General features: G+C 46.8%; 20 protein-coding genes. 11 read left to right on the forward strand and 9 right to left on the reverse strand.

The features are described from left to right. Nucleotides 1-19: 19 nt before the first annotated feature. A complete protein-coding gene (locus BP71_RS24915; protein ID WP_496384295.1) occupies nucleotides 20-1,783 on the forward strand; it encodes a RagB/SusD family nutrient uptake outer membrane protein in 1,764 nt (587 codons plus the stop codon). 110 nt (nucleotides 1,784-1,893) lie between these two features. Further along, complete coding sequence (locus tag BP71_RS24920; RefSeq protein WP_496384296.1) at nucleotides 1,894-2,058, forward strand: hypothetical protein; 165 nt, start codon at nucleotides 1,894-1,896, stop codon at nucleotides 2,056-2,058. Here the strand turns inward: BP71_RS24920 and BP71_RS24925 are convergent. Next, on the reverse strand, nucleotides 2,055-2,669 hold the full coding sequence (locus BP71_RS24925) for an IMPACT family protein (RefSeq protein ID WP_496384297.1): 615 nt from the start codon (nucleotides 2,667-2,669) through the stop codon (nucleotides 2,055-2,057). The two genes, BP71_RS24920 and BP71_RS24925, sit on opposite strands and share 4 nt — an antisense overlap. After that, complete coding sequence (locus BP71_RS24930) at nucleotides 2,653-3,840, reverse strand: MFS transporter (protein ID WP_496384298.1); 1,188 nt, start codon at nucleotides 3,838-3,840, stop codon at nucleotides 2,653-2,655. Before BP71_RS24930 ends, BP71_RS24925 begins: the two co-directional genes overlap by 17 nt. Nucleotides 3,841-3,927: 87 nt before the next feature. On the opposite strand from BP71_RS24930, the gene corA reads away from it, so the two are divergent. Both corA and BP71_RS24940 read left to right on the forward strand, forming a co-directional pair. Continuing rightward, nucleotides 3,928-4,872, forward strand: coding sequence for a magnesium/cobalt transporter CorA (corA, locus tag BP71_RS24935; protein ID WP_496384299.1), 945 nt, complete (start codon nucleotides 3,928-3,930; stop codon nucleotides 4,870-4,872). Nucleotides 4,873-5,255: 383 nt separating this feature from the next. Continuing rightward, nucleotides 5,256-6,242, forward strand: a complete 987-nt coding sequence (locus BP71_RS24940) for a glycosyltransferase family 2 protein (protein ID WP_496384300.1) — start codon at nucleotides 5,256-5,258, stop codon at nucleotides 6,240-6,242. Here the strand turns inward: BP71_RS24940 and BP71_RS24945 are convergent. Both BP71_RS24945 and BP71_RS24950 read right to left on the reverse strand, forming a co-directional pair. After that, on the reverse strand, nucleotides 6,239-7,297 hold the full coding sequence (locus BP71_RS24945) for a glycosyltransferase family 4 protein (protein ID WP_496384301.1): 1,059 nt from the start codon (nucleotides 7,295-7,297) through the stop codon (nucleotides 6,239-6,241). The two genes, BP71_RS24940 and BP71_RS24945, sit on opposite strands and share 4 nt — an antisense overlap. 11 nt (nucleotides 7,298-7,308) lie before the next feature. Beyond that, the gene (locus tag BP71_RS24950) at nucleotides 7,309-7,929 is read right to left on the reverse strand and encodes an FkbM family methyltransferase (RefSeq protein ID WP_496384302.1); all 621 of its coding nucleotides are present in this window, start codon (nucleotides 7,927-7,929) and stop codon (nucleotides 7,309-7,311) included. A gap of 446 nt (nucleotides 7,930-8,375) precedes the next feature. On the opposite strand from BP71_RS24950, the gene BP71_RS24955 reads away from it, so the two are divergent. Then, nucleotides 8,376-9,371: a ribonucleoside-diphosphate reductase small subunit gene (locus BP71_RS24955; RefSeq protein WP_496384303.1), complete on the forward strand. Its 996-nt coding sequence runs from the start codon at nucleotides 8,376-8,378 to the stop codon at nucleotides 9,369-9,371. 146 nt (nucleotides 9,372-9,517) lie between these two features. On the opposite strand, the gene BP71_RS24960 is transcribed toward BP71_RS24955, so the two are convergent. Next, nucleotides 9,518-9,970, reverse strand: a complete 453-nt coding sequence (locus BP71_RS24960; RefSeq protein ID WP_496384304.1) for a regulatory protein RecX — start codon at nucleotides 9,968-9,970, stop codon at nucleotides 9,518-9,520. A gap of 118 nt (nucleotides 9,971-10,088) precedes the next feature. Here BP71_RS24960 and BP71_RS24965 point away from each other — a divergent pair, with 118 nt between their 5' ends. Then, nucleotides 10,089-10,904, forward strand: a complete 816-nt coding sequence (locus tag BP71_RS24965) for a metallophosphoesterase family protein (protein WP_496384305.1) — start codon at nucleotides 10,089-10,091, stop codon at nucleotides 10,902-10,904. 123 nt (nucleotides 10,905-11,027) lie between these two features. Next, nucleotides 11,028-12,242: an NAD(P)/FAD-dependent oxidoreductase gene (locus BP71_RS24970; RefSeq protein ID WP_496384306.1), complete on the forward strand. Its 1,215-nt coding sequence runs from the start codon at nucleotides 11,028-11,030 to the stop codon at nucleotides 12,240-12,242. A 30-nt stretch (nucleotides 12,243-12,272) separates the two neighbouring features. Here the strand turns inward: BP71_RS24970 and tyrS are convergent, their stop codons facing one another. Beyond that, entirely contained in the window at nucleotides 12,273-13,568 is a 1,296-nt protein-coding gene (gene tyrS, locus BP71_RS24975) for a tyrosine--tRNA ligase (RefSeq protein ID WP_496384799.1), read from the reverse strand. Between the two features lie 148 nt (nucleotides 13,569-13,716). Here tyrS and BP71_RS24980 point away from each other — a divergent pair, with 148 nt between their 5' ends. After that, complete coding sequence (locus BP71_RS24980) at nucleotides 13,717-15,498, forward strand: discoidin domain-containing protein (RefSeq protein ID WP_496384307.1); 1,782 nt, start codon at nucleotides 13,717-13,719, stop codon at nucleotides 15,496-15,498. 293 nt (nucleotides 15,499-15,791) lie between these two features. On the opposite strand, the gene BP71_RS24985 is transcribed toward BP71_RS24980, so the two are convergent. Both BP71_RS24985 and BP71_RS24990 read right to left on the reverse strand, forming a co-directional pair. Then, on the reverse strand, nucleotides 15,792-17,063 hold the full coding sequence (locus BP71_RS24985) for an S-adenosylmethionine:tRNA ribosyltransferase-isomerase (RefSeq protein WP_496384308.1): 1,272 nt from the start codon (nucleotides 17,061-17,063) through the stop codon (nucleotides 15,792-15,794). Nucleotides 17,064-17,074: 11 nt separating this feature from the next. Further along, nucleotides 17,075-17,587: a hypothetical protein gene (locus tag BP71_RS24990; RefSeq protein WP_496384309.1), complete on the reverse strand. Its 513-nt coding sequence runs from the start codon at nucleotides 17,585-17,587 to the stop codon at nucleotides 17,075-17,077. Between the two features lie 115 nt (nucleotides 17,588-17,702). Between BP71_RS24990 and BP71_RS24995 the strand changes: the two genes are divergently transcribed. From BP71_RS24995 to BP71_RS25005, 3 genes are all read left to right on the forward strand, one after another. Continuing rightward, nucleotides 17,703-17,969: a DUF8507 family protein gene (locus tag BP71_RS24995; protein WP_496384310.1), complete on the forward strand. Its 267-nt coding sequence runs from the start codon at nucleotides 17,703-17,705 to the stop codon at nucleotides 17,967-17,969. A gap of 70 nt (nucleotides 17,970-18,039) precedes the next feature. Beyond that, the gene (locus BP71_RS25000; protein ID WP_496384311.1) at nucleotides 18,040-18,600 is read left to right on the forward strand and encodes a cob(I)yrinic acid a,c-diamide adenosyltransferase; all 561 of its coding nucleotides are present in this window, start codon (nucleotides 18,040-18,042) and stop codon (nucleotides 18,598-18,600) included. Nucleotides 18,601-18,743: 143 nt separating this feature from the next. Then, entirely contained in the window at nucleotides 18,744-19,811 is a 1,068-nt protein-coding gene (locus tag BP71_RS25005) for a branched-chain amino acid aminotransferase (RefSeq protein ID WP_496384312.1), read from the forward strand. A 152-nt stretch (nucleotides 19,812-19,963) separates the two neighbouring features. Here the strand turns inward: BP71_RS25005 and BP71_RS25010 are convergent, their stop codons facing one another. Beyond that, complete coding sequence (locus BP71_RS25010; RefSeq protein WP_496384313.1) at nucleotides 19,964-20,848, reverse strand: AraC family transcriptional regulator; 885 nt, start codon at nucleotides 20,846-20,848, stop codon at nucleotides 19,964-19,966. Nucleotides 20,849-21,096 lie beyond the last annotated feature (248 nt).

A 21,096-nucleotide genomic window follows, 5' to 3' on the forward strand; every position in this document is an offset into this window, starting at 1 on the left:
CATTATATAGAACCATACAATGAAAAAGACACTATTAATATGCGTGTTGGTCGGCCTGAGCTTCTCCTGCTCCGACGATTTCTTCGATCTGAAACCCCAGGGGCGTGCGTCGCTGGAACAGCTCAGCAACAAAAACGGTGTGAATGCACTGCTCATCGGAGCTTACTCGCTGCTTGACGGTGTGGGTGCTGGTAACACGGGTCGTCAGTCGACGATCTCGAACTACGTTTTCGGTGGTATCAGCAGCGACGATGCTGTAAAAGGTACCGACGCCGGTGACCAGCCAGAGCAATCGTTCATCGAACAATACAACTGGCTTTCGGACAACACCTACTTCCTCGGTAAATGGTGGCATTCATACGACGGAGTTGCAAGAGCAAACGAAGTAATCCAGATCGCGGGAAATCCGAACGTGAAGGATATGACCGACGCCGAAAAGACCCAGGTAGTTGCAGAAGCACGTTTCCTGCGCGGCCATTATCATTTTGAGGCCAAAAAAATGTGGAACAACGTGCCTTACATTGACGAGAAGATATACAATGCAGGCGATCCTAATTCGACAAAAGTCCCTAATACCGAAGACATCTGGGGTAAAATCGAAGCCGATTTCCAGTTTGCAGCCGACAACCTTCCTGCAACACAAGCACAGAAAGGCCGTGCTACAAAATGGGCAGCCAAGTCATATCTCGCCAAGGCGCTTCTTTTCCAGAAAAAATGGGCCAAAGCCAAAGAATTGCTGGATGATGTCGTTAAAAACTCAGGTAAAAAACTGGTAGCCAACTACCACGATAACTACCGCACAACCGGAAACAACAATACCGAGTCGATTATGGAAGTACAATTCTCCATAAACGACGGTACGAACGGCAACAACGGTAACGCGGGCGATAACCTGAACTGGCCTTACTCGGCGACGGCTCCCGGACGTGGATGCTGCGGTTTTTACCAGCCATCCCACAACCTTGTGAATGCATTCAAAACAGAAAACGGGCTTCCGATGATCGGGGCTGCTGCTGACGGCACATTGGATACTTACAATAAAGTGGATTTGCCAAACGATCAGGGAATCGTTGCTTCAACTGCATTTACTTTGGACAAAACCGTCCCTGTAGATCCCCGCCTGGACTGGACTGTTGGCCGCCGCGGTGTGAACTTCCTCGACTGGGGTCCTATGCCAGGCTCGACCTGGATTCGCGACCAGGCTTATGCAGGTCCGTTTACAGGTAAAAAATGGATGTATTACCTGGCAGAAGAAAACAGCACCACCCACTCGACCAGCAAGCGGAATGTCAACAACAACTACCGCCTCATCAAACTGTCGCACGTACTGCTGTGGTTGGCTGAATGTGAAGTTGAACTGGGTAACCTGGCAGTGGCGCAGGATTTGGTAAACCAAATCCGCGTCCGCGCTAAAACCGGCTCGGTGCAGGATGAAACCGTAACTTACAAGGTAGAACCCTATCCGGCAGGAGCATTCGCTGCAAAAGGCGCTGATTATGCAAGAAACGCGGTACGGATGGAGCAACGCCTCGAATTCGCGATGGAAGGCCACCGTTTCTTCGACCTCGTACGCTGGGGCATTGCCGAAAAAGTATTGAACAAATACGCAACGGAAGAAGCAGTTCCCGGTAAAGAGCCGTCGGGACGCACGTTCAACAAGCGGGGTTATATGGCTGGAAAAGCATTCACGCAGAAAAACCTGTACTTTCCTTTACCACAGGATGAAATCCTGAACAGCCAAAAAGACGGTCAACCCACCCTGACACAAAACCCGGGATATTAAACCGGCGAATTCATTTATGCACCCGCAAAAAAGCCGGCCTTCGTGCCGGTTTTTTTGCGCATTGGAAAACAGTTGAATATTTTTGAAAAACTTTTCAACTGTCGGGAATTATGAAAATCAAGAATGAGAGCGATTATGAGAAAGCCTCGGAACGGGCTGATGAAATTTTCGATGCCAAGAAAGGTAGCCCTGAAGAAAAAGAATTACAGGAGTTGCTGAAAGCGATCAAAGAGTACGAGGATGATTTTGTAAGGATGTTACGGGAAAACAACTAACACAACAGTTTCACAGTAAGTCCTTCCACCTTTTCAGAACGTGCCATAAAACGTTCGACAAGTGTTGCACGTACTTCCACTTCCATAGTGCACTCGATTTCAAACGCCTGATCACGTACAGACAACTCCATATCTTTCACGATCCGCATAACATCATTCATCTGGTGATACTGGAATGACAGCTTATAGACGCTGAAATAATATCTGGTAACAATTTGGGATGCGTCCAGCGCAGCTTCGGTGGCGGCTTTATACGCATTGATCAATCCCGGCACGCCGAGCAGTGTTCCTCCGAAGTAACGCACCACTACTACCAATATATTAGTGACATTCTTTGAATATAGCATATTGAGAATAGGCCGGCCAGCCGTCCCCGAGGGCTCTCCGTCGTCGCTCATGCGGTAGCTCATCCTGTCGGCACCCAACCGGTAAGCATAGCAATGATGTACAGCTTTCGGATGCAGTTCATACAGGTCGTTCAGGTGAGACCTGGCCTGCAGATCGTTCTCCACCGGAAAGGCGTAGGCCAGGAATTTGCTGCCCTTGTCCTTGAAGAAACCCTCTGCCGGCCCGGCTATACATTGATAGGTGTCGTCAAATAACACGGGCACGACGCTTTTTGAACTGATAAATAGTTACGACATAGGAGAGTGCCGCAAACGCGAAGCCGGCCATGCAGAAAAACACTAATGGAAGATTCTGTCGCTGGTTTTCAAACAATGCTGCTGAAAGGAATGCGCCCAGCCCAATACCGGCTTCCAATGAAATGAACATCGTGGCAATAGCGCGCCCCCGGTTATGATCGCCACTCAGATCGACCGTCCAGGCGGAAAGAACCGGCGAAAGAATGCCCATCGCAACTCCAAAAAAGGATGCACCAACCAGGAACAATGCTACGGAATCTGCGAAACCGGTGATGATCATCGCTATGATCAGAACGATACAACCGACGATCGTTACCGGCATTCTGCCGTGCCTGTCCGAAATTTTGCCTGCAAAAAGCCGAACCATAATGGACGATACCGTAAACATCATAAAATACAGGCCCCGATTCTGCAGTCCCAGATACCCACTAAAATCAGGTGTTACCGTAGAAACTGCCCCAAAACCAAAATAGCATAAAAATGTTATAAGCGCGGGACTGAACACATCAGGCTCAAAAATATCCCGCCAGGTGATCTGAAAGGATTTGACGGAAAGCCGCTGTTTTTCCTGCAATGTTTCCTTCATGTTCAAAAGGATGGCAATAGAGAGAAAAGCCAGCAATGACGAGGTATAAAACAATGCATTCAACGAAAACATCTGACCGATCATACTTCCGATGGCCGGACCAAAGGCAGAGCCCACCCCCATACACATGCCATGAATGCCCATTGCTTCCCCCCTGCGCGTGGCCGGTACAATATCAGCGACGTAAGCAGCAGTCCCTGTCGGCTTGAAACCGGTTGAAAATCCATGGACGAGCCTTAGTAGCAGAAACGGCATTACTGTTGTGAAAACGGGATACAGAAATCCGCAAACAAAGCAGACCAGAGAACCAAACGCCATTACAGGAACACGCCCTATCCGGTCGGTAAGTCTGCCGCTGAATGGCCTGGACAGACCCGCTGTAAGTGTAAAAAGCCCGATAATTGCACCTTTATATTCCGCGCCTCCCATCGCAGAAAGGTATCCCGGAAGCTCGGGAATGAGCATATTGAAACTCGAAGAGAATAAAAACGAGCTGAGGCCCAGCAACCAGAACTGCGTCGTAAATATTCCGGGAGAAGCTGTATTTTGCATCGCACAAAATTACGACTAACTTCCATCAAAAGCAGAAAAACCTTGCCATCGGTTTTCTACGTACGCTTTTTTCCCCAACTTTAACGCATGGTACGCATATTCTATAAGGAGGGTAAAGTCATCAAGCGGGAAAACGATATCCGCGAACTGGGCAAGGTCAGGAATCTGATCTGGGTCGACTTGCAATCGCCATCAGCCGAGGAGGAGGAATGGGTCGAGAACAAATGTAATATCAGCTTCCAAACTCCCCAGGAAATTGTAGAAATCGAAAGCAGCTCGCGTTTCTTCGAGCAGAACGAAACGATCAACGCGAACTCCAACTTTCTCAAAATTGAGCATGAAGGCTATGAAACTTACCCGGTTTCATTCATCCTCCATCAGAATGTGCTGTTTACCTACCGGCGCGGCGATTCTAAGACATTTGCAGACACGGTAAAAAAAATGAAGGTCAGCCCGGAAGGAATTCAGGGTGGGGTTGATTTTATGCTGCTGCTGCTCGAAACGCGCATCGAGGCCGATGCGGATGCATTGGAAGGAATTTCAAGAGACGTTTCATCCATCAGCAAAGACCTGACGCATGAACAAAAAACACGACAGGAAGTGCTGATCCGGATCAGCGGCTTACAGGAAATCACTATGATGCTCAGGGAAACGAGCATCGACAAACAGCGCGTTCTCTCCGGCATCCTCCGCAGTCAGTATTTTCCCGAAGACCGCAAGGAGCATCTCCGGATCATACTTAAAGACATCAATTCTCTGCTCGAATACACGACTTTCAATTTTGAAAGGCTGGAATACCTTCAGAATACATTTATGGGTCTGATCAATCTCGAACAGAGCCAGGTGATCAAGATTTTCACCGTTGTGACGATCATCTTTATGCCGCCTACGCTGATCGCAGGTATTTTCGGGATGAATTATCAGCACATACCCTCAACCGGTGAGCCCTGGGGATTCTGGCTGTCGCTGTTTCTCATGGTCTTTTCTTCGCTGGTAGTCCTTTGGTTTTTCAGGAGAAAAAAATGGATTTAGTGATGAATTTTATCAGATTCCAGTTATTTTTTTCGTCTTCCGGAAACAACGGTATAACTTTAATATGTTCACAATGTTGCGAGGAAGTACAATAAAAACTTCACCATATTGTTAGTATATAGGCTATATTTAAGCGATCGGATCCAATTTCCGGTCATCTCAACCCTCTTCCAACCATTTCCCTAACAATAGAGTCATTGTTCCTAGCCACGCAGCTCCAACGGCGCTGGTCTGATATTTGCATGAAGAATATCCGTAAGGATATGGAAATGAGCTATATAAATTCACAAATGGAGAAGATCATGAACGCCATCCTGTTAAAAGGAAGTATGAAAGAATCGGGTATTAAAAAACTTTTCATCTAACTTGATAACCGATTGTCTATGAAAAGTATATCAGTAGTTATTCCCAATTATAACGGGAAACACTTATTCCAAAAATATTTTGAGCATAATTACAAGGTTCTGCAAAATCTTGAAACCAATGTTCAGATTATCGTAATTGACGATGCATCCACGGACGATTCTGTTGCATATTTACAAGAAAATTATCAAGATAAAATTACTTTAATCCGGAAAGAAGCCAATTCAGGATTTTCGGACACCTGCAATATCGGCATCAAAAATGCCACCAATGAATTGATCTTCCTTTTGAACACGGATGTAACATTAGAGCCCGGTTATATGGAAAAGCTCTATAAGTATTTTGAACTGGAAGATACATTTGGAGTAATGGGAAGAGTAATTGGCATGAATGACGATTTTATTCGTGAAGCTGCGAGAGAACCCAAAATCTCCGGAAGAAAAATTAAATCATCCGACTTCTTCCACTTAGAAAATATCAATACATTCACCCCAACATTTTATTTGTCCGGTGCAATTGCATTGATGGATACGCAAAAATTGAAAGCCATTAACGGGTTCAATGAAATGTTCAATCCGTATTATGGAGAAGATCAGGAGCTTTCAATCCGTGCATGGCGTCTTGGCTGGAAATGTTATTACGAACATGATGCGGTATGCCGCCATGAGGTATCGGCCAGTACCAAAAATCACAACCACAAAAAGGCAATTAAGAGAATTCATTTCAGAAACAGGTATTACGTACACTACCTTCATTTACAAGGTATGGATCTGAAACTATGGCACCTTCAGATCCTGCTCTGCGACGTGATGTTCGGTTTGATCACACTTCAGTTCTTCAAGGTCGAGGCTTATTGGGACTTCTTCAAGAATCGTAGAAATCTGCAAGCTAAGAAAGTAGCCTTTAACAGACAGATGAAAAAGCATCAGTCGGATATTGGTATTATCGATGTGATCAACAATTTCCGCCTCATGTTGAAATATCAGCAGGTTATCAAACTGAATTAAGTTAGGCTGCGATATAAATCAAGGTATTCCGAAGCTGCCCTGTCCCAGGAAAAAAATTTCGCCCTCTCGCGAATTTTTTCCCTGGGTTTTACTTTTTTGTAATGTTCCAGACTGCTTTTCAATACATTACGCATATGTTCGGGCTCAAAGCTATCGAAATAGTACGCACAATCTCCCCCAATCTCAGGCAATGAAGTGCAGCGCGACAAGATCACCGGCTTCCCATAGTACATTGCTTCGATGACCGGCAAGCCAAATCCCTCTGCGATGGATGGGAAAACGAATGCTGTACAATTGCTTAAATACCATTTCTTGTCATTTTCAGACACCGGCCCTGTAAATATCAGGCGATCCAGTACATTGAGCTTTTGTGCTTCCCGAATGATCGTCTTTTTATAATCCCTGCTACTATCGATACCGGCGATAACCAGCCGTAGTTCATTGTCCTTCAAAAGTGCCGGTAATACATGAAAGTTCTTCTTGCTGGCAATAGTCCCGATCGTAAACAAAAATGGTTTATCAATTGCATTCTCGGGTCTTCTGATTAAACCTGTATCATCAATATTACACCCGTTGTAAATTACCGACGTGGGTTTATTGCCTAAATTCAGGTGCCTTTTCAAATCTTCAAGAACGAAAAATGAAATCGCTACGATGTGATCGGCCCGGTCAATTTTGGTTTGTAGCCGGGACAGGTATTTTTTAACTCTTTTCTCCGTCTTGCTCTCATCATAAAGGAAGTTCAAGTCATGGATCGTCAAAACAATAGCTACGTTTTTACCAAAGGGAAAATATCTCGATCCCTGATATGTACAATGCCAAATGTCAACCGATTTGGTGTCCGGAAAAAACAACTTGTGAATGAAATGCTGGGATACATAATTGGCATCTTCACCAAATGCATGTTCTGCGGAAGTAGGCAAATAAAATGCTACCCTTTCCTTCTCATCACCAATCTGTTTCAGAATCGAATTACCCAACTGGAGACAATAATGATAAAGTCCGGTATGGGGATGCCGCATTCTTTCACAGTCAATCAGAACATTCTTTAACATGCTTATCTCAATCATTTTCTTTTGTACGCCTCTAATGCGTAGCAAAAACCATTTATAGGAATATAATTTACATCATATCCCAGGTGATGAAGATATTGACTAACCATAACTACATTGCTCTGGTTATCAATATCATGGACCTCTATCAGCATTGTTTCGATCCGGCAAATGATCTCCGGCGGGGTGTTAAAAATAATATCATATTCGCTTCCTTCGCAATCCATCTTCAATAAATCCACTTTCGCTTTCGGCATATCCGCCATAATTTCTGAAAAAGAAATTGCCGGCACCCATATCTCTTTGACATTATGGATATTAAAATCTTTTACCGAAGAGGCCACTACCTGATTTTCCTCCGTATCCTGCGCGTATATGCGCAACATTTCACAGGAGGTTCCCGTGACTGCAAAAGGGCTAATGGCCACGCTCATATCAAAACGCTGATTGGATGCAGCAAGTGAGCGCATCAGCTCAACATTACTGCTCAAAGGCTCATACGCATAAATTTGGGCATTCTTTATTTTAGATAAAAGCAGTACGTCAAAAAAACCGGCATTTGCGCCAACATCGATGATAAGCGGATTGTCCGGCAATATCGCAGTCAGGGTTCTGATATTATATACGTCGGACATGAAAATTTCTTTAAACACCAGATAGAGGCTTGCGGGTACCGGAAACGTCAATCTGTTGGGTTTCGAGACAAAGTGTAGCGTTCTGCCCCGGTCACGGAATTTATCGAGAAGATACTCAAAGGGATTACCGATGTTGTGGAACAGGTTGAGGTACCTGCTCAGGCCAGTAACGGGCATAAATCAAGATATTAAGAGTAGTGGAAATATTTCCAGGGGCAGACAACCAAACTAGCTTGCCTGACAGTTATACTCGGATTCGGGAGACACTCACCGGCATTATTTATAAAATGGACAGAGAGCATTATTTCCCGGGCCTCATCTCGTGATGGTTGTTTGAATTTTAGCCCAAAGCGCGTAGCTTTGTTTTCTTCCGGCCCGGCCTTCTTAGCCAACGGCAAGTACTAACGTTATATAATTCTGATCTCCGTAAAATACTCAAATTAACTATGTCACAAGAACTTACCAGACAGGAGCCCCTGTTGATCGAAGACCCCTTGCGGTTTGTTTTGTTCCCTATCAAACATTCCGATATATGGGAAATGTACAAACGTCACGAGGCGTCTTTCTGGACAGCCGAGGAAATAGATTTGTCTCAGGATATGAAGGATTGGGAGAATCTTTCTGATGGTGAAAGGCATTTCATCTCTCACGTACTGGCATTTTTTGCGGCCTCCGACGGAATCGTCAATGAGAACCTCGCTGTCAACTTTTTGAGTGAAGTACAATATGCGGAAGCTAAGTGCTTCTATGGTTTCCAGATCGCGATGGAAAACATCCACTCCGAAACCTACTCATTGCTGATCGACACTTACATTAAGGACTCTGTGGAGAAGGACCGTCTCCTGCGTGCTATCGAGACCATCCCCTGTGTTCAGAAAAAAGCCGAATGGGCATTGAAATGGATCAACAGCCCGGTATTTGCAGAACGCATTATCGCTTTCGCCGCGGTTGAAGGGATTTTCTTCTCGGGATCTTTCTGCTCCATATTCTGGCTGAAAAAACGCGGCCTGATGCCGGGACTGTCGTTCTCCAACGAACTGATCTCACGCGATGAAGGTTTGCATTGTGAATTCGCGTGTCTGCTTTATACCAAACACATCGTAAATCAGCTGCCGCAAGAACGCGTGATCGAGATTATGCTGGATGCCGTTGAGATCGAAAAGGAATTCGTGACCGAGTCGCTGCCTGTATCGCTGATCGGCATGAATGCGGAACTGATGAAACAGTATATTGAGTACATCGCCGATTTCTGGCTCGAAAGACTGGGATGCCCCAAACAATTCAATTCTGCGAATCCGTTCGACTTCATGGAATTGATCTCACTTCCGGGCAAAACCAACTTCTTTGAAAAACGGGTGGGAGAATATCAGAAAGCGGGCGTTATGAGCGGTGTGAAGGATAAGGATTCTGCTCACAAGATTTCTTTCGATTCTGATTTCTAATGAATCAAAAAATAGCTTTGCTCCGGTTACTGCTGTCGGTCTGAGCGCATTGTCAGTCTGATTGCTATGACAAAACCAAGTGATTTTGACAGGTTGCCCGGTTTTATGATAGAAATCAGACTGACATCGTTTTGAATGAATACGACTTATAGCTCGCCTAGCTCCTTCCACACCAGCTCCCCTTCATAACCTTTTCCGAGCGCGAATCTTGCCAGTTTCTGTTTTAGCTTGAAGGGGTCGGTTTCTGTTTTCGATAGCAGGTCTTTCTTTTTGGTCAGGAGCTCTTTCAATCCCGCTACGTAATCTTCGTCCCCAATCTCGTTCATTCCTTTTTCAATGCTATAGGTACTTAGTCCACGCCGGTTGAGTTCCTGCCGGATCTTCATCTTTCCCCAATTCTTCATGCGGAACTTCCCACCTGCGTAGGTTTTGGCAAAACGCTCCTCGCTCAGGTAGTTCATCAAAATCAGTTCGGCAATCAGTTCATCGGCCTCATCTCCCCACACATTCCATTTCCTGAGCCGCTGCCGGACCTCCTCCTGCGTCCGTTCCTGGTAGGCACAGTAGGACGCCGCTTTTTGCAATATCAGCCGATCCATGTCTTCCTTTTTATATTAAATAATCTTAACAACGTGCAAGAATAAAGAAAATATCACGGATGAATAACTATTTTTGAGTTTATAAATACCCCTGTACAAACAGCAAAAACCTCTACCCATGACTTTTCAGAGACGGACTTTTTTGAAGCTCCTACCCGCATTATCAGGAATTCCATATCTGTCGAACCAGGCCATTGCCCAGCCTGCTGCAAAAATCTCCCTCCGTTTCATAGTCGCTTCGGACGGCCACTTCGGACAGCCTAATACCGAGTTCAAGACTTTCCATTCGGATCTGATAAGTTGGGTAAACCGCGAAAAGTTACAGAAAGGAGTGGATTTCCTGTTTTTCAACGGTGACCTTATCCACGACGATCCTACCTTGTTGTACGACTTCAAAAGCACGGTTTCGAACCTCAGCGTACCCTATTACGTCAGCCGTGGAAACCATGATAAAGTAGGCCTGGACGTATGGCAAAGCACCTGGGGCTACCCGACCAACCACAGTTTTGCCAAGGGAGAATATGCGTTCGTTGTAGGCGATACATCCAATGAAAAAGGAGAATATGTGTGCCCGGATGCGACCTGGCTGCGTAATGAACTGGCAAAGTACAAGGACAAGAAAGGTATTTTTGTATTCCTGCACATCACCCCGGCCAAATGGACTGTCAATGGGATCGAATGTAAGGAGGTGATCGAGCTGTTTGAAAGTACGCCCAATGTAAAGGCTATCTTCAATGGTCACGACCACGACCAGGACAGTACCAAAATGTACGGTAAAAAACCCTATTTCTTCGATGGCCACTTCGGCGGCAACTGGGGAACGGCCTACAAAGGGTACCGCATCGTCGAGATTTATGAAGACCACACCTGGCAGTCGTACCAGTATAACCCTACTGCAGCGCCGGTATTGAATACGTTTTCAGGTAAAAGCTGATCAGTCCAGCCGATTTCCGGGCAGCGTAGATCTTGCCTGCAACGTTTTCCCGTTCCTGAGGCGGCATTACCACACTGGTACAGATTTTTAACTGTTAGATTCATTCAGACAATCAACTTCTCAATGGATCTACTCAGTGGACAGCCTCATTGGTTTTACAAGAATGGGGCCTTGCAGTCGTACCCCGCGCTATCGGAAAACATCACTTCGGAAATCGTGATCATGGGAGGCGGCATTACAGGCGCTTTACTCGCCTGGCATCTGACCCAGGCTGGCTTCCCCGTAGTAGTACTCGAAAAACGGCACATCGGCATGGGCAGTACCTCGGGTTCGACGGCATTACTGCAATATGAAATCGATACCATGCTAACGGACCTGATCAATCTCATCGGAGAAAAAAAAGCCGTACGCAGCTACCTCCTTTGCGTCGAAGCCATTCACAAAGCCCGCAAAATTGTTGACTCGTTGCCGGTCAAAACCGGGTTCTCTCTTAAAAAAAGCGTGTACTATGCTTCCAAAAAGGACGACCTGCCTGCATTGGAAAAAGAATACGCAGTCCGTAAAAAGATCGGCATCGACGTAGATTGGTGGGACCAGGCCACATTAAGGTCCCATTTCCCCGGTATCCGGAAAAGCGGCGCTATTCTTTCCCACGAAGGCGCACAGGTGGATGCCTACGCACTTGCTCACGCACTGTTTCAGGACTGTATCGGGAAGGGCGCGCGTGTGTATGACACCGTAGAGATCATGGACATCAGCCACGAACGAAACGGAGTCTCGCTCATCCTCGACAATGGTGTGGCTGTCAAAACCCAAAAACTCATCGTGGCTGCAGGCTATGAATCTCAAAAACTCATCTCCCGCAACTTTGTGAGACTGCATTCATCTTATGCGATCGTCAGCAAGCCAATCATGCAGGAAAAAGAACTGTGGTATAAAAACGCATTGCTGTGGGAAAGTGCCCGTCCTTACTTATATCTCCGGACAACGGAAGACAACAGGGTGCTCATTGGCGGAAAAGATGAAATGTTCCAGAGCGCGGTCAAAAGAGATAAGTTGCTTCACCGCAAAGCGAAAGAACTGGAGCAGAACGCACGAAAAATGTTCCCCTTGCTGCCCTTCGTGACCGATTATGCCTGGTGCGGAACTTTTGCCGAAACCGAAGACGGACTGCCATTTATCGGCAGTGTGAAAGAACACCCGAATACCTGGTTCGCATTGGGTTTCGGCGGTAATGGTATTTTGTTCAGCATCATTGCCGCGGAGCTCATTACCGATCTGGTTGCTGGTAAGAAAAACAAGGATGCTGCTATTTTCAGCTTCGACAGGCTTGGCTAGTCATCGCAACCGGCCAAGCCCGTGAACGCTTTAAATCACTTTGATGAGGTGATTCTTCTTTCCTTTCGAAACCAGGAGAAACTTGTTTTGTAACAATGCAAAGTCCGTTGTCGGCTGTTCAGCGGAAGTGACCTTAACTTTATTGATACTAACCGCATTCTGCTGTATCGCACGCCGTGCTTCTCCTTTGGATGTGTAAATCTCGGATCTCGTCACGGTCGAAATGAGATCGGTAAGATTTATGCACTCATCCCATTCCAAACGTGTAATCTCCGTTTGGGGAACGCCCTCAAAAACCGCATCGAACTCATCTTCGGCAATGCTTTGCAAAGTTTCCAATGTTGCTTTGCCAAAGAGTACTTCCGAAGCTTTCAATACCAGGTCATAAGCTTTTTGAGAATGGATGCGGATCGTCAGCTCAGAAGCCAGTGCTTTTTGCATAATGCGCAAATGCGGCTCGCCGGCATGGCTCGCTTCCAGTGCTTCTATTTCCTCGCGGCCTTTCAGCGAAAATACACGCAGGTAACGCGGCATATCGTCATCGCTCTGATTCAACCAGAACTGGTAAAACTGGTATGGCGACGTTTTCGAGGCATCCAGCCAGATATTACCGCCCTCGCTTTTCCCGAATTTGGACCCATCCGATTTGGTCACGAGCGGAGTCGTCAATGCGTAGGCTTTGAAATATCCTTCCTCGTCGCCTTCCTTTCTGCGGATGATTTCCGTGCCGGTCGTAATGTTGCCCCACTGGTCTGAGCCACCCATTTGCAGCCGGACGTTCTTATTTTTATATAAATGATAAAAATCGTAGCCTTGCAAAAGCTGGTATGAAAATTCGGTAAACGAAATACCCGTTTCAAGCCGTTTCCGGACCGAATCTTTGGACATCATATAATTGACACTCAAAAACTTGCCGGCATCGCGCAGGAATTGCAAAAAGCCGATATCCTTGAACCAGTCGTAATTATTGACCATTTCGGCTGAGTTTTCCCCGCTGTCAAAATCGAGGAATTGTTCCAGCTGCCTGCGGATACCCTCCTGATTGATCCTCAATGTATCCTCATCCAGGAAAGAACGCTCCGCCGCCTTAAATGACGGGTCGCCGATCATGCCTGTGGCACCTCCTATCAATGCAATAGGCTTATGCCCTGCCCGCTGGAAATGCACCAGGAGCATAATCGTAGCGAGATTACCAATGTGCAATGAAGGTGCCGTTGGATCGAAACCGATATAGCCGCACGTCATCTCCTGTTGAAGTTGTTCATGGGTTCCCGGCATCATGTCATGCAGCATGCCCCGCCAGCGCAATTCTTCTATAAAATCAATCGCCATTCTAAAAACTGTTGCTTATTTCAAAATCGAACCGCAAAGGTAAAGGTTATCGGTTTCAAAACTTCCAATGACCGGATGCTTTTGAGCATTGAAGGAATTATTGATCCAAAAACGTATAATTTTGCATGATTGAAAGATTTTCATGCACCCTGTCATCAACAAAATCATGTCGTCACGGTCGTCTTTGCTATTTCGTGTTTTGCTGCTGTTTTGGGGTCCCTTGGCCGGTTTTGGTCAAACGACCTATTGTAACCCGATGGATATCGATTACAAATACAATTTTGAACAGCTCAACGATAACATCAGCTACCGCTCCGGCGCAGACCCGGTGATCATCAATCACAAGGGCGAGTACTTCCTGTTTGTAACCATTTCGGGCGGGTACTGGCACTCCAAAGACATGCTGCACTGGCAATACCTGACCGCCAACCGCTGGCCTTTTGAGGATATGTGTGCACCTGCTGCCGTTTCGGTCCGGGATACTTTGTTTTTGTTTCAATCTACATTCGAATCCCGTCCCATATTGTATTCAGTGGCACCTGAGAAAGGCATTTGGGAATTTTACAATCGCTGGACGCCGCGCCTGCCCAAGGACATTGGTCCCTGGGACCCTGCATTGTTCCACGACCCCGATACCGACAAATGGTACATGTATTGGGGTTCTTCCAACGTTTACCCCATTTTCGGTTCGGAACTCGACTATTCCAAGCGGCTTGCATTCAAGGGACAATACCAATCCATGTTCTGGCTAAATCCGTACGAGCACGGCTGGGAAAGATTTGGACCCAACCACTCCGATCCTTTCAAACCATTTACTGAAGGTGCGTGGATGACCAAACATAAAGGGAAATACTATCTGCAATACGGCGCTCCGGGGACGGAGTATAATGTGTATGCCAATGGCACGTACGTCAGCGACGCGCCGCTGGGACCATTCACTTATGCTCCCTATAACCCGGTCTCCTATAAGCCAGGGGGATTTGCCACCGGTGCAGGACATGGGAATACTTTTCAAGACAATTTTGGCAACTACTGGAACACCGGAACATCGTGGATCGGTCTGAACTGGGCCATGGAGCGACGGATCGTCCGGTACCCTGCTGGGTTTGACAAGGACGGACAAATGTTTGCAAATACCCGTTTCGGGGATTTTCCGCACCGAATACCCGACAAGACCTGGCAGGGAAAAGGGGATGAACTTTTTACGGGCTGGATGCTGCTCTCTTATAAGAAACCAGCCGTAGCGTCGTCCACACTCGATACAATGGCCGCACAAAAAATTACCGACGAAAATCCACGGACATTTTGGGCAGCGAAGCAAAACAAGCAAGGAGAAACCCTGACCATCGATTTGCTGGGCGAACAGGACGTTAAGGCTGTGCAGATTAATTACACCGACCACGAATCCGACATTTTTGACAACAAAGCTGAAAAGGTTTACACCCAATTCAAGATATGGACATCGAAAGACGGTAAAAAATGGGACCTGGCCAGCGACCTTACGCACGAGCAGAAACGCGACCGCCCCTGCGCCTATATCGAGTTGTCAGCTCCGGTCCGTGCCCGCTACGTGCGGTACGAGCATATATATGTAGGCTCGCCCATTCTCGCAATCAGCGAATTCAGGATTTTTGGAAATGGCTTAGGGAAAGCACCGTCAACTCCCGACCACTTTTCGGCAGTCCGCCAGAAAGATGCACGCAATGCAGATCTGAAATGGGAAAAAGTACCAGGGGCAACCGGTTATAATGTGCTTTGGGGTATCGCTCCCGACAAACTTTATCAAACCTATCAGTTCTGGCATGACGAACCCAACACGTTCGAGCTACGGGCCTTGAATGTGGGAGTACCTTACTATTTTGCTATTGAAGCATTTAATGAAAATGGGGTCTCCGCAGTCAGTAAAGTTATCTCTGTAAAATGAGCAGGGATTAAATCCAAGATTTTCACTTTGACATTTTCTGAAAAAACATTACAGCCGCCAGCCTGAAATGGGTTACTCAAAGGCATTCGGACTCTCGCCACTATCCTATTATGATTCAGGGCTTTACCTGCGATGGCAAATACATCCCCGTCATAAAATTCATGATGGATTTCACTTTCCTACTCCATTTCGAAGTATTCTTCGACCTTGTATTTCCTTTCAGCCAACGATGCGTATCTCTTATTGCGGTCGTCATCAGGAAATAAATTACAGGAAAAGTATTTCAGGTAAAATTAAGGATGGCCTTCATTGCGCCAAAGCAGGGAAGAATCCCCATAACTCAAAAACCGGTAGTCTTTCTCCAAAGCTTCTGAGTAAACCTGCTTCCAGTCTGCCCCAACAAATGCCGCTACGAGCAGGATCAGCGTTGAGCCGGGTTGGTGATAATTGGTGACAAGCCCGCGGCATAACCTGAACCGGTAACCGGGAAAGATAAAAATTTCCGTTTCTCCTACAACCTCACTCAACCCTTCGGCATCCATATATCCTGCTATTGCCTGCAGAGACTGCCGGGCAGTCGGCAACTCATCCTCATTAAATGGATAGGGATAAAGCTTGTCAATGCTGAACTCCCTGGTCTCCTTCCGGAACAGTTTGACGCCATACCAGTAAAGGCTTTCGAGTGAACGCAGTGACGTTGTACCCACGGGTACAATGTGGTCAACAGACCGTAGCAGATCATCGATCAGCGCTCTTGTAAAAACAACCTGCTCCGAATGCATCCGGTGCTCGGTCACCTTTTCTACCTTGATCGGCTGAAATGTGCCCGCTCCGACGTGTAGTGTAAGAAAAGACCGCCGTATGCCTTTTTTGTCCAGCGCATCGAATACCTCAGGTGTAAAATGCAGGCCGGCCGTAGGCGCGGCTACCGCGCCGTCATAATGCGCGTAAACCGTTTGATAGGTTTCAAGATCAGGCTCCTCGGTGTCGCGGTTCAGATAGGGCGGTAGTGGTATCTGGCCTAATGCCTTGATGATTTCAAGAAAGCTCAGGTCGCAATCCCAGGTCAGCCTCACCAGATTATGCTCGTAATCGTGGTAAACGGCAGTCAGCCTCACCGGGTTGCCATTGACTTCGATCTGACTCACGAGCTCATCACCCTGCTTCCAACGCTTTTTATTTCCGATCATGCATTCCCACACACAGGACTGCTTCACCAGCATCGCATCGTTGATAATGCGGGTGGGAAGTTCGGGATGGAGCAGCAACAGCTCGATAACGGCACCGGTCGGTTTTCTGAAATGCGCCCGGGCTGGTATTACCTTGGTATCGTTGAAAACGAGCAGCGTATCTGCCGGCAACCGGGAAGGCAGATCCGAAAATCGCCAATGCGATATATTCCCCTGCTCGTAGACCATCAGTTTTGACTGGTCCCTTACCTCCATGGGATATTTGGCAATCCGCGCATCGGGGAGATCATATACATAGCTTTGCAGGTCTATCGCTTCCGCCTCGCGCCACCACAATGCGTCTACATCCGATCCGATCCTTTTGGCTTCTTCCATCAGCAGGTTCATTAAAGTTTATCTTCCGGAACCGGGGGCCACAACAACCGCAACGGAAGCAGGAATACAAACAGCACCAGCACGAGGCTGGCGTAATACAGCCAGGAAAAATCAAACACATCCAGCTTATAGCTCGTGCTGTTAATCGTTGCCAGGGCCATGAGGCTAAACCCGATGATCGTATTGATCACCGCTACCAGACAAAACAGCCAATTGGTGAGGTGTTCGCTCAATTCGGCACGGTGGGCAGCCCACTCTTTTCGTTTCAGGATCGGCAGGTACATGGGATCCACATTGGGTATGTGACGCGCGATCCCTGTTATCACGACATTGTTCAGCAGAAAAAGGCCCATTACAATGTAAAAAACGTGTTCCTTATCCACATACCGCTCTGCCAGGCCGCTGTCCGAGAAGTCGACCGCCACCATTTCGGGAAAAAGAGAGTATGTCCAGACAAGGGCGCCGATAACGAATAATAAAGATGCCCAACGCCAGATCTTTATTGCAAATGTTGTAACTTTCATGAATTAGTAACCTTTTAGAGAGGTTTTTTCGCCATAGTAAATCAGGGTGCAAAATTAGGTTGGGAAGCTTCCAAAACCTAATTGAAGGCGATCTATTCAACCCTCAGGTTTAAATTTGAAATTTGACATCAACCTGGACATGAAACCAAAACCACAATTTTCAGGCCTAAATGAGGTTCAGATAGCTCTCCTCAGGATGTTTAACCGGAACATCCCGGATGAAGAATTGGTGGAAATCAGACGGGTGCTAGTTAATCACCTGAGTCAAAGGTTGTTTGACGAGGCAGATGCCGCAGCTGCTGAAAAAGGAGTTACGAAAGCCAATTACAAGCAACTTGAATCCGCCCATTTCAGAACAAAACCTCCACACTTTGATGAGTAAATGTAAGGCCGTCATTGATACAAACGTACTTATCAAAACTGCCCCAGAACTCTTTTTGATCTCACTACAAATGAAAATCTACACCAAAACCGGTGACAAAGGGACAACCTCTCTCATCGGTGGCACACGCCTCAGCAAAGCACATGTGCGGATAGACGCATACGGCACAATCGACGAACTCAACAGCTACATAGGTATGCTGCGCGACCAGCCTGTCAACGAAAACCGGAAAGACGTGCTCAAAGAAATTCAGGACCGCCTGTTCACGATCGGCTCCCACCTGGCATCCGAATCCGATCAGAAAAAGAAAATCCTGCCCGACCTTTACGATGAGGACATAACGTTGCTCGAAAAAGAAATGGACAGGATCGACGCGAATGTGCCACCGCTCCGATCGTTCATCCTGCCAGGCGGACACCCTTCGGTTTCGTACGGACACATTGCCCGAACCGTCTGCCGCCGTGCAGAGCGAAGCGTGATCCATTTGCAGCAGGGCGAGGAAATAGAGCCCATCGTAATCCGATATCTCAACCGCCTGTCCGACTACCTTTTCATGCTGTGCCGGGCTATGACGTACGAGTTAGGCATTGAAGAAGTTACGTGGCAACCTCGGGTTATTCGCCAAAAATAATTGTTATACTAAATATCAATTATTTACAGATTTAATTTTTTAAATTGCGGGACTTAAGAAAGAATGCGCCGGGGTCTCCAAATCCTGCCTTTTTTCTGATTGTAAGCTTCGGAAAGCGTTTGAAAAATTAAATTTTTGGCATCATGACAGCCGACACAGTACAAATAGAAGTTCAGCAAACCACCCAATCCCGTTTGCAGGAGGTTGACTTCAACAACCTCGTTTTTGGACGGAACATCTCCGACCACATGTTTATCGCCGAATACCGAGGAGGCCAATGGCAAGACCTTCGTATTGTCCCTTACGGTGATCTCTCACTTAGCCCCGCAACCGCCGCACTGCATTACGGACAAGCTATTTTTGAGGGAATGAAAGCCTATAAAAATGACGCAGGCGAAGTCCTTCTTTTCCGCGCCATCGACAACTGGAAACGGCTCAACAAATCGGCCGAGCGCCTTTGCATGCCGACGATTCCCGAAGAGATTTTCATGAACGGCCTCACCGAGCTGCTTCGTCTCGATGCAGGTTGGGTACCCTCCCAGCCCGGCTGCTCGCTGTACATTCGTCCTTACATGTTTGCTACTGACCCTTACATTGGTGTCAAGGCGTCAGATTCATACTATTTCATCATTTTCACCAGCCCCGTAGGCACTTATTATGCCAAACCTCCCCGGGTGAAAGTGGAAACGCATTTCATCCGTGCTGCCGAAGGCGGTGTGGGTGCGACCAAATGCGCAGGTAACTACGCAGGTTCGCTGTATCCCGCCAAACTGGCCCAGCAGGAAGGCTACGATCAGCTGATCTGGACCGACGCCCGTGATCATGCTTACATTGAAGAATCGGGTACGATGAACATCATGTTCGTATTGGATGGCAAACTGCTGACTCCGCACGTTTCTGAAACAACGTTGGACGGTATCACGCGGAAAAGCATTGTCGCTGTGGCTCAGCACTGGGGCATTCCCGTGGAAGAACGCCGCATCAGCGTGAAAGAAATCATCGACGCATTGAAAGAAGGCCGACTGGAAGCAGCATTCGGGGCAGGAACAGCCGTGGTAATTTCCCCATTCGCAACTATTGCTTACGAAGGTGTCGATTACCCGTTACCTGAAATCAAGGAAGATTCATTTGTGAACAAAGTGAAGACTTTCCTCACGGATCTCCGCACCGGCAAAGAAGAAGATGTCTTCGGCTGGATGCTCAAAGTCTAGGGGATAAGATTCAGAATTTTATAAGTAAAGAGTTCAAAGTTCGGGATTGTTCCGCAGCTTTGAACTCTTTATTCTTTATGGATGTCCCGATTCAATGGCTCCTCTGCTCACATTAAACTCATCAACTCTAAACTTCTCGGCTTCCACACCTCCTAAACAAAAGTCCTCCTCCCTGAATAGTTGTCCCGGAACTCCTTCGGCGTACAGCCATTCCTGCTTTTGAAAATCCGGTTGAAATACGAAAGGTTGTTGAACCCGCATTTGTAGGCGATCTCGGAAATCGTATTGGTTGTATTGATCAGCGATCTCGAAGCATGCCCCAGCCGAATCTCATTAAGACTTTCGACAAAGGTCTTTCCCGTTCGTTTTTTAATAAACCTGCTGAACGATACTTCCGACATTCCCGCCAGCTTCGCTACTTCCGCCAGATTCACATCCTTGTCGTACCTATCGCGCATGTAGGCAAATACCTTTTCGATCCTGCGGCTGTTGAAGTTGACATTTTCTTCGGTAAAAGTGCTGTTCGACAACGTGCGCATATTGCGGGAAACTGACAAGTCATGCAGGATAGACATCAATTCCAGCATGGAATCGAAGCCGCTTTTCTCCGCCAGCGTCGTAAGCCTCGGCTTGATCCTTTCTATCGTCTCTCTTGAAAACGAAATTCCCTTGGCCGACTTTTCGAGTAACGATCTTACAAAGAACAACTGGTTTCTCTTCAGGAATTTGTCGTCGAACAGATCCCGGTGAAATTGCACAGTCACCTCCTTGATTTCAGGCATTCCTTCTTCCCACCTATAAGAATGGGTGAGCCACCCGTGTGGCAAATTGTTACCCACCAACACCAGTTCAGCATCATCGATCACTTCTGTATGATCTCCGACGACCCGTTTCACACCTTTGCCGGACAGGATCAGGTTCAGTTCGAATTCCTCATGGCTATGGAGAGGGAAATCGAAAGTGGTTTTTCTCCGGTCAAAAACAGTAAAACAGTCGTATTGGGTCAATGGGGTAATCTCGCGGTAAATTTCACTCATAGGCTAAATGGTATTTTTAAATTAAATTTAGAATGGAATAACAGGTTAGTGCGTGGTTACTATATTGAGGTAACAATTTAAAGATAAATTGTTACTAATGCCAGCTTGCATGTGGTAAGTTATCCTCTCTGAAAACACACCATTCTCCTGACTATTAACCCTCTGCAACCCTATAACTTGTTAGTATTGGTCTAATCATGGATAAAAAAGTATTATATCCTGCCCCGGTTTTGTCAATAAGTTTGTAC

This window comes from Dyadobacter ginsengisoli DSM 21015 (assembly GCF_059568735.1).